This is a genomic window from Burkholderia sp. Tr-862, from assembly GCF_011753085.1.
Taxonomy (GTDB): Bacteria; Pseudomonadota; Gammaproteobacteria; order Burkholderiales; family Burkholderiaceae; genus Burkholderia; species Burkholderia ambifaria.
In genome coordinates, this window is the sequence record NZ_VWWG01000210.1 from 1 (window position 1) to 9660 (window position 9660).

Here is a 9660-nt window from a genome sequence, read left to right on the forward strand (position 1 = left end):
TACAGCGCGACGAATTCGCGGCGCGCCGCGAGCACCTTCTCCGGATGATCGGGCCAGATCTCGCTCGTGACGGCGACGGTCCGGCCCGCGCCGCAGGCCTCGGCCACCGCGTGCCACGGCTCGCCCGCGCAGAAGCCGTCGAGCTCGCCGCTCGCGAGCGCCGCGACCATCTCGGGCGGCGGAATCACGACGCTGCGCACGTCGCGCAGCGGATCGACGCCGTGCGACGCGAGCCAATGATTCAGCCACATCGCATGCGTGCCGGTCGGGAAGGTCTGCGCGAGCAGCGGCTTGCGGCCGAGCGTCGCGAGCGCCGCGCGCACGTCGCCGCTTTCGCGATACGCGTCGGCGAGGCCGCGCGCGAACGTGATCGCCTGGCCATTGCGGTTCAGCACCATCAGCGCGGCCATGTCGGTCTGCGGGCCGCCGATACCGAGCTGCAGCCCGCACACGAGCCCGTACAGCGCGTGCGCGGCGTCGAGTTCGCCGGTCAGCAGCTTGTCGCGCACGGCGGCCCACGACGGCTGGCGGCTCAGTTCCAGCGTCAGGCCATGGCGTGCGCCGAGATTCAGCTGCTGCGCGACGATCAGCGGGGCCGCGTCGCTCAGCGCGACGAACCCGAGACGAAGATGCGCGCGTTCCGGCGCGGCGGGAGGCGAAGGTGTCATGGCATTCATGATTGGGATGACGCGTCGTGCAGTTGCCGCGCGACGTCGACGATGCGCAGCCCCTGATCCATCGCGCGTTTGCGCAGGAACGCATACGCATCGTGTTCGGACAGCTTGTGCTGGTCCATCAGCAGGCGCTTAGCGCGGTCGATCAGCTTGCGCTCGTCGAGTTCGCGCTCGACGTCGGCGAGCCGGCGGCGCAGCGCATCGTCGTGCGAGAAGCGCGCGAGCGCGACTTCGAGGATCGGCGCGAGACGCTCGGCCGACAGCCCTTCGACGAGATACGCGCTGACGCCCGCGCCGACCGCCGCGTGAATCAGCGCCTGATTGGCGTCGTGGCTGAACATCAGCACGGGGCGGGGCGCCGTTGCGTGCATCACGGCGAGTTGCTCGAGCGTGTCGCGCGACGGCGAATCGGTATCGATGATCACGACGTCGGGGTGCTGCTCCTCGACGGCGGCGGGCAGGCGCGCGGGCGTCGCCACGTCGTTGAGCATTTCGTAGCCGAGGCGTGCGAGCGCGTCGCCGAGATCGCCGATCGGCTTGTCGGTGTCGGTGACGAGCAGCACGCGCAGGCGGAGGGGAGGAACAGGCGTACTCATGAGGCGAACGGCGGCGGCGAAATCGTGGTGCGATGCGCGGATCGGGGGCGGCGGCCTCGTGCGGAAATCGGGCCGCCGCAGCACCTGGCGGTCCGGCGGCCGGCGCAATCGGCACCGCTGTTTTCATGATAGGTGGGCGGCCGGTGCCGCGTGGCGTCGAACATGCTACGCGGCACGGGACAACACCGTTTCGCTCGCGGTGCCCGCATCCGGCACGCACTGCACGGCGGCTTCACCGATCGCGCCGCCGATGAGCATCACGGCCGGGCTGCCGAGCCCGGCTGCCGCGACGCCGCGTGCGAGGCCGCCGAGCGTGCCGGTCCAGCGGCGCTCGTGCGGCGTGCCGGCCCATTGCACGGCAGCGGCCGGCGTCGACGCAGGCAAGGCGGCGAGCAGGCCGGCCGCGATGCTGTCGACGCGGCTCATTCCCATGTAGATCGCGAGCGTGGTGCCGGTGGCCGCGAGCGCCGCCCAATCGGGCTCGCCGTGGTCCTGGCGGTGCGCGGTGACGAACGTGACGCCCTGGCAGTGCTCGCGGTGCGTGAGCGAGATGCCGAGGCTCGCGGCGGCCGCGAATCCCGACGAGATGCCGTTGATGATGTCCACCGGAATCGCGGCGGCGCGCAGCGTCGCGAGTTCTTCCCCGGCACGGCCGAACAGCAGCGCGTCGCCGCCCTTGACGCGCACGACGTGCGCGCCGCGCAGCGCGTAGCGGCGCATCAGCCGCTCGATGAACGCCTGCGGCGTGGAGCGGCAGCCGCCGCGCTTGCCGACGCGGATCACGCGCGCGTGCTGCGCGAGTTCGACGATGCCGGGCGCGACGAGATCGTCGAGCAGCAGCACGTCGGCGGCCGCCAGCGCCTTCACGGCCTTCAGCGTGAGGAGATCGGGATCGCCGGGGCCGGCGCCCAGCAGCGTGACTTTGCCAGTCGTCATGTCGTGTTCCTGTACCGCGTGCGTGCGGCGCTCGAGTGCGTATCGGTGCGCGCGGTGGCGGCGGGCGGTCGAAGCGACGACGGCATCCGGCCGTGCCGCGCACGGGAGGGACGTCGTTGTCCGGGTCTGCTGTACCAGCCTGCGACGGCGCGCCCGCTTTGCGGGGGACCGCCCACCGGCGCCGTTGCCGGTGTGTGCAACGGATTCAGCAATATCCGGGCCAGCCTGCGCGAACGGTGCGGCGCGCGTGGCGGCATGCGCCGTCCGCTGGCTGCGTCGGCGCCGCACACGCATGCGGCCGAAGGGTCAGGGCGCACGCGATGACGCATCGGCGTGCATCACGCCCCGTCAACGCGCACCGCGATGTCGCACGGCGACAGTGCTGCAGCGCACCACATCTGTGCCTCGATGCATTCCAACGAATCGCGCGTGGCGCGCCGCAAAGTGGCGAGCGGCGGGCGGCGAGCGTTGTACGACGGGGCTCTCGGCGCGATTCGGGGCGACATGGCACGGCGCTTGCGTTAGCTGGTCCGGGCGAATCAACGGCGATTCGTCCGCAGTACCGATTACTGAACGCGCCCGGCAACGGGCTTCTTCATGGGCAACGGCGTCCTACGCATCGGATCTCTCGACGAGACCGGGTGCGCAGGACGCCGTTTTTCGTTTGGCGGATGACATGACCGACAAAGCTACCCGTATCGATCTCTTCTCGTTCCGCACCGCGCCGATGCGCGCGTTCCACATGACGTGGATGGCGTTCTTCGTGTGCTTCTTCGCATGGTTCGCGTGCGCGCCGCTGATGCCGCTGATCGCGCGCGAATTCCATCTCACTGCGGCGCAGGTCGCGAACATCAACATCGCCGCGGTGGCCGCGACGATCGCCGTGCGGCTGCTGGTCGGCCCGCTGTGCGACCGCTTCGGCCCGCGTCGCGTGTATGCCGGGCTGCTCGTGCTCGGCGCGATTCCCGTGTTCGCGGTGTCGTTCACGCATGACTACCTGTGGTTCCTGATCTGCCGCCTCGGCATCGGCGCGATCGGCGCGGGCTTCGTGATCACGCAATACCACACGTCGGTGATGTTCGCGCCGAACGTGGTCGGCACCGCGAACGCGACGACGGCCGGCTGGGGCAACGCGGGGGCGGGCGCGACGCAGGCGATGATGCCGCTGCTCGTCGCGGCCGGCCTGATCCTCGGCTTCGGTGACAGCGCGTCGTGGCGCATCGCGCTGGTCGTGCCGGGCATCGCGATGCTCGTGATGGCATGGGCGTACTGGCGCTTCACGCAGGACTGCCCGCAAGGCGACTTCGTCGCGCTGCGCAAGCAGGGCGTGACGATCGACAGCGGCAAGAAGGGCGGCTGGGCGAGCTTCTTCACGGCGTGCGGCAACTATCGCGTGTGGATGCTGTTCGTCACCTACGGCGCGTGCTTCGGCGTGGAAGTGTTCATCCACAACATCGCCGCGCTGTACTACGTCGACCACTTCCACCTGTCGCTGAAGGATGCAGGCTTCGCGGTTGGCCTGTTCGGGATGCTCGCGCTGTTCGCCCGCGCGCTCGGCGGCTGGCTGTCGGACAAGATCGCCGCGCGCCGCAGCCTCGACGTGCGCGCGGCGCTGCTGTGCGCGCTGATCATCGGCGAAGGGCTCGGGCTGATCTGGTTCTCGCATGCGCAAGGCGTCGGCATGGCGCTCGTCGCGATGCTGACCTTCGGCCTCTTCACGCACATGGCCTGCGGCGCGACCTATGCGCTCGTGCCGTTCATCGACCGCAAGGCGCTCGGCGGCGTCGCGGGGATCATCGGCGCGGGCGGCAACGTCGGCGCGGTGGCCGCGTCGTTCCTGCTGAAGGGCGTCGGCGACGTGCAGCACACGCTGAGCCTGCTCGGGCTCGCCGTCACCGCGACCGCATTGTGCGCCATGGCCGTGCGCTTCAGCGAAGAACACAAGGCACGCGAGGCCGAGCTGCGCGATCGCGCGCTGGCCACCGCCCAAGCCGCGAACTGATCGACCGAGGGAAACGCCATCATGAAACTCATCGTCATCGGCCACGGGATGGTCGGCCACAAGCTCCTCGAATGCGTCGCGGCGCAAGCCGGCGCGGCGGATGCGCCGCAGGTCACGGTGCTCGGCGAGGAGCCGCGCCCGGCGTACGACCGCGTGCACCTGTCGGAATTCTTCGCGGGCAAGTCGGCGGACGACCTGTCGCTCGTCGAGCCCGGCTTCTTCGAACGGCATCCGCGGTTCGACCTGCGCTTGAACGCGTGCGTCGCGTCGATCGACCGCGCCGCGCACACGGTCACGCTCGCGTCGGGCGAGACGCTCGCGTACGACAAGCTGGTGCTCGCGACGGGCTCGCGTCCGTTCGTGCCGCCGATGCCGGGCCGCGACCGCACGGGCTGCTTCGTGTACCGGACGATCGAGGATCTCGAGGCGATGCAGGCGTGCGGCGCGCACGCGAAGCGTGGCGTGGTGGTCGGCGGCGGGCTGCTCGGCCTCGAATGCGCGAAGGCGCTGCGCGACATGGGGCTCGAGACGCACGTCGTCGAATTCGCGCCGCGACTGATGGCCGTGCAGGTCGACGACGGCGGCGGCCGGATGCTGCGCGCGAAGATCGAGGCGCTCGGCGTGACCGTGCATACGGGCAAGAACACGCTCGAGATCGTCGACGGCGAAGCAGGTACGCACCGGATGGCGTTCGCCGACGGCTCGCATCTCGACGCCGACATGATCGTGTTCTCGGCCGGCATCCGCGCGCGCGACGAACTGGCCCGCGCGTGCGGTCTGGACATCGGCCCGCGCGGCGGCGTCGCGATCGACGACGCGTGCCGCACGAGCGACGTCGACATCTACGCGATCGGCGAATGCGCGGCCTGGAACGGGATGGTGTACGGCCTCGTCGCGCCGGGCTACGACATGGCGCGCGTGGTCGCAAAGCAGCTCGCGGGTGACGCTGACGAAGCGGCCGCGGCCGCTTTCGCCGGCGCCGACATGAGCACGAAGCTCAAGCTGATGGGCGTCGACGTCGCGAGCATCGGCGACGCGCACGGCACGACGGCCGGCAGCCGCACCTATCAGTATGCGGACGAGCGTCGCCAGGTCTACAAGAAGCTGGTGGTGTCGGATTGCGGCAAGTTCCTGCACGGTGCGGTGATGGTCGGCGACGCGGCCGAATACGGCACGCTGCTGCAGATGATGCTGAACCGGATCGAGCTGCCCGAGTCGCCGGAATTCCTGATCCTGCCGTCGTCGGACGGCGCGGCGAAGCCCGCGATCGGCGTCGATGCGCTGCCGGAAGGCGCGCAGATCTGCTCGTGCAACAACGTGTCGAAGTCGCAGATCTGCGCGGCGGTGGCCGACGGCGCGACGAGCCTCGGCGCACTGAAATCGTGCACGGGCGCGGGCACGTCGTGCGGCGGCTGCGTGCCGCTCGTCACGCAGATCATGAAGGCCGAGATGAAGAAGCAGGGCCTCGCGGTCAACAACCATCTGTGCGAGCACTTCGCGCATTCGCGCCAGGAGCTGTTCCACCTGATCCGCGTCGAGCGCATCACGACCTTCGGCGAACTGCTCGCGAAGCACGGTCGCGGGCTCGGCTGCGACGTGTGCAAGCCGGCCGTCGCGGGCATCCTCGCGTCGTGTTTCAACGAGTTCGTGCTGAAGAAGGAGCATGCGGGGCTGCAGGACTCGAACGACTACTACCTCGCGAACATCCAGCGCGACGGCACGTACTCGGTCGTGCCGCGCATGCCGGGCGGCGAGGTGACGCCGGAAGGGCTGATCGCGGTCGGCCAGGTCGCGCGGAAATATGGCCTCTACACGAAGATCACGGGCGGCCAGCGCGTCGACCTGTTCGGCGCGCGCGTCGAGCAGCTGCCGTCGATCTGGGAAGAGCTGATCGCCGCCGGCTTCGAATCCGGCCATGCATACGGCAAGTCGGTGCGCACCGTGAAGTCGTGCGTCGGCTCGACGTGGTGCCGCTACGGCGTCGACGATTCGGTCGGCCTCGCGATCGACATCGAGAACCGCTACAAGGGCTTGCGCGCGCCGCACAAGATCAAGTTCGGCGTATCGGGCTGCACGCGCGAGTGCGCGGAAGCGCAGGGCAAGGACATCGGGATCATCGCGACCGAGAAGGGCTGGAACCTGTACGTGTGCGGCAACGGCGGGATGAAGCCGCGCCACGCGGAACTGATCGCGTCCGACCTCGACCGCGACACGCTGATCCGCTACATCGACCGCTTCCTGATGTTCTACGTGCGCACCGCCGACCGGCTGCAGCGCACCAGCGTGTGGCGCGACAACCTCGAAGGCGGGCTCGACTACCTGACCGACGTCGTCGTGCACGACAAGCTCGGCATCGCGGCCGAACTCGAGGCCGACATGCAGCACGTGGTCGACACCTACGAATGCGAATGGAAGAAGGCCGTCACCGATCCGGACACGCGCAAGCGCTTCCGCCACTTCGTGAACAGCGACGCGCCCGACGCGACCATCGCATTCGTCGAAACGCGCGGCCAGATTCGTCCCGCGACGCCCGACGAGCGCGTGGGCGGCAGGCCCGTCCGGATTCCCGTCGTCGCCGAATCGGCCACCGAATCCGCAACCGAATCGGCAACCGAATCGGCAACCGTTTGACCCTGACCGACACCCGCGTCTTTTCCATGGAGCCCATCATGAACGATCGTCTTCCCCTGTCCTGGACCCGTGTGTGCCCGCTCGACGACATCGTGCCGAACACCGGCGTGTGCGCGCTCGTCAACGGCGAGCAGGTCGCGGTGTTTCACGTCGCGCACGCTGAAGCCGGCGGCGTGTTCGCGATCGACAACGTCGACCCGGTGTCGCAGGCGGCCGTGATGTCGCGCGGGCTGATCGGCAGCCTCGGCGAGCGCGTCGTCGTCGCGTCGCCGCTGTACAAGCAGCATTTCGACCTGCGTACCGGCGAATGCCTCGAGTCGCCCGAGAAGTCGGTGAGCGCGTATCCGTCGCGGGTCGAGGACGGGTTCGTGTGGATTGCCGCCTGAGCGCGCCGGAGCACGCATGAGCGCCACCCCCGTCAAGAGCGTGTGCCCGTACTGCGGCGTCGGCTGCGGAATGGTGCTGCACGTCGAGGATGGCGAGGTCGTCAAGGTGTCCGGCGACGCCGACCATCCGACCAACTTCGGGCGGCTGTGCACGAAGGGCTCGTCCGCGCACGTCGCGTTGCGCCGCTCCGGGCGGCTCGATCGCGCGTTCGTGCGGCGCGCGCGGGAAGACGATCTCGTGCCGCTGCCGGCCCGCGACGCGATCGCCGAGACCGCGCGGCGGCTGCGCGCGGTGCTCGACGCGCACGGGCCCGATGCGCTGTCGTTCTACGTGTCGGGGCAGATGTCGATCGAGGCGCAATACCTCGTGAACAAGCTCGCGAAGGGCTTCGTCGGCACCAACAACATCGAGTCGAACTCGCGCCTGTGCATGGCGAGCGCGAGCACGGGCTACAAGCAGTCGCTCGGCGCGGACGGCCCGCCCGGGTCGTACCAGGACTTCGATCGCGCGAACCTGTTCTTCGTGATCGGCGCGAACATGGCCGACTGCCACCCGATCCTGTTCCTGCGGATGATGGATCGCGTGAAGGCCGGCGCGAAGCTGATCGTCGTCGATCCGCGCCGCACCGGCACCGCCGACAAGGCCGACCTGTTCCTGCAGATCCGGCCGGGCACCGATCTCGCGCTGACCAACGGGCTGCTGCACCTGCTGCACGCGAACGGCCGCACCGATGCCGCGTTCATCGACGCGTACACCGAAGGCTGGGACGCGATGCCCGCGTTCCTCGCCGACTACACGCCTGAGCGCGTCGCGGAAATCACGGGGCTCGCCGAAGCCGACATCCGCACGGCCGCGCAATGGATCGGCGACGCCCCGGCGTGGATGAGCTGCTGGACCATGGGGCTCAACCAGAGCACGCACGGCGTGTGGAACACCAACGCGATCTGCAACCTGCATCTCGCGACGGGCGCGATCTGCCGCCCGGGCAGCGGGCCGTTCTCGCTGACCGGCCAGCCGAACGCGATGGGCGGGCGCGAGATGGGCTACATGGGCGCCGGCCTGCCGGGCCAGCGCTCGGTGCTGTCCGACGACGACCGGCGCTTCGTCGAGAACCTGTGGCGCGTGCCGGCCGGCACGCTGCGCAACGAAACCGGCAAGGGCACGGTCGACCTGTTCGAGCGGATGGCGGCCGGCGACATCAAGGCGTGCTGGATCGTCTGCACGAATCCGGTCGCGACCGTGCCGAACCGGCAGAACGTGATCGCGGGGTTGCGAGCCGCGGAGCTGGTGATCGCGCAGGACGCGTTCCTCGACACCGAGACCAACCGCTACGCGGACATCCTGCTGCCCGGCGCGCTGTGGGCCGAGGGCGACGGCGTGATGGTCAACTCCGAGCGCAACATGACGCTGATGCGCGCCGCGATCGCGCCGCCCGGCGACGCGCTGCCCGACTGGCGCATCGTCGCGGAGGTCGCGCGCGCGATGGGCTTCGGCGATGCGTTCGACTATGCGTCGGCGGCCGACGTGTTCGACGAGATCGTGCGCTTTTCGAATCCGGCGACCGGCTACGACCTGCGCGGCGCGAGCCACGCGGCGCTGCGCGACGGCCCGGTGCAATGGCCGGTCGCGCCAGGCACCGCGCGCGAGCGGCACCCGATCCGCTACCTGAACGACGGCGTGAGCCAGACACCGCGCCCGGCCGAGGGCGGGCACGATGCGCCGCGCATCGCGTTCCCGACGCCGTCGGGCAAGGCGCGCTTCTTCGCGCGGCCGCACGTCGCGCCGGCCGAACTGCCGGACGACACGTTCCCGATCGTGCTGAACACCGGGCGGCTGCAGCATCAATGGCACACGATGACGAAGACGGGCAAGGTCCCGATGCTGAACAAGCTCAATCCGCGCCCGTTCGTCGAACTGCATCCGGACGACGCGGGCGCGCTCGGCATCGCGACGAAGGACAGCGTCGAGATCCGGTCGGCGCGCGGCCGCGCGGTGCTGCCGGCCGTCGTGACCGAGCGCGTGCAGCGCGGCAACTGCTTCGCGCCGATGCACTGGAACGACGTGTACGGCGACGACCTGTGCATCAACGCGGTGACGAACGACGCGATCGATCCGGAATCGCAGCAACCCGAACTGAAATATTGCGCGGTCGCACTGACGCGCGTCGACACGGACGCGTTCGCGTCCGCCGACGACGCCACGGCGCGGCCCGATGCCACCGCGGCCGATGCCGATGCGCGGCCCGCGCCGGCGACGATGCAGATCACGGCTTCACAGGAATCCGACATGGCAGACCTCGACACTTTTGCGGCGGCGCTCGGCGTGGCCGATCTCGCGCCGCCGCCGCTCACCGAGGCGGAGCGCCTGTACGTGGCCGGCCTCGTCAGCGGGCTGAAGGCGAGCGCCGGCCGGCGCGAAGGCGGCGTGCCGGTGC

The 9660-nt window shown here is 69.8% G+C and carries 7 protein-coding genes; 4 read left to right on the forward strand and 3 right to left on the reverse strand.

The window, feature by feature from the left end; translation table 11 throughout:
- The 3 genes from F3J14_RS31205 to cobA form a co-directional block, all read right to left on the reverse strand.
- Window positions 1–668 (reverse strand): CmpA/NrtA family ABC transporter substrate-binding protein (locus F3J14_RS31205; RefSeq protein WP_166726209.1); only part of this gene is annotated, 668 nt, incomplete at its 3' end.
- Between the two features lie 5 nt (window positions 669–673).
- On the reverse strand, window positions 674–1270 hold the full coding sequence (locus F3J14_RS31210; protein ID WP_166726210.1) for an ANTAR domain-containing protein: 597 nt from the start codon (window positions 1268–1270) through the stop codon (window positions 674–676).
- A 165-nt stretch (window positions 1271–1435) separates the two neighbouring features.
- Window positions 1436–2206, reverse strand: a complete 771-nt coding sequence (gene cobA, locus F3J14_RS31215; protein ID WP_166726211.1) for a uroporphyrinogen-III C-methyltransferase — start codon at window positions 2204–2206, stop codon at window positions 1436–1438.
- Between the two features lie 676 nt (window positions 2207–2882).
- Between cobA and F3J14_RS31220 the strand changes: the two genes are divergently transcribed.
- From F3J14_RS31220 to F3J14_RS31235, 4 genes are all read left to right on the forward strand, one after another.
- Window positions 2883–4208 (forward strand): MFS transporter, encoded by a 1326-nt coding sequence (locus F3J14_RS31220; protein ID WP_166726212.1) that lies wholly within the window; start codon window positions 2883–2885, stop codon window positions 4206–4208.
- A 21-nt stretch (window positions 4209–4229) separates the two neighbouring features.
- A complete protein-coding gene (gene nirB, locus F3J14_RS31225; protein WP_166726213.1) occupies window positions 4230–6839 on the forward strand; it encodes a nitrite reductase large subunit NirB in 2610 nt (869 codons plus the stop codon).
- A 38-nt stretch (window positions 6840–6877) separates the two neighbouring features.
- On the forward strand, window positions 6878–7225 hold the full coding sequence (gene nirD / locus F3J14_RS31230; RefSeq protein ID WP_006755156.1) for a nitrite reductase small subunit NirD: 348 nt from the start codon (window positions 6878–6880) through the stop codon (window positions 7223–7225).
- 16 nt (window positions 7226–7241) lie between these two features.
- Window positions 7242–9660, forward strand: a 2419-nt coding sequence (locus F3J14_RS31235) for a nitrate reductase (RefSeq protein WP_166726214.1), incomplete at its 3' end; no start/stop codon positions are given.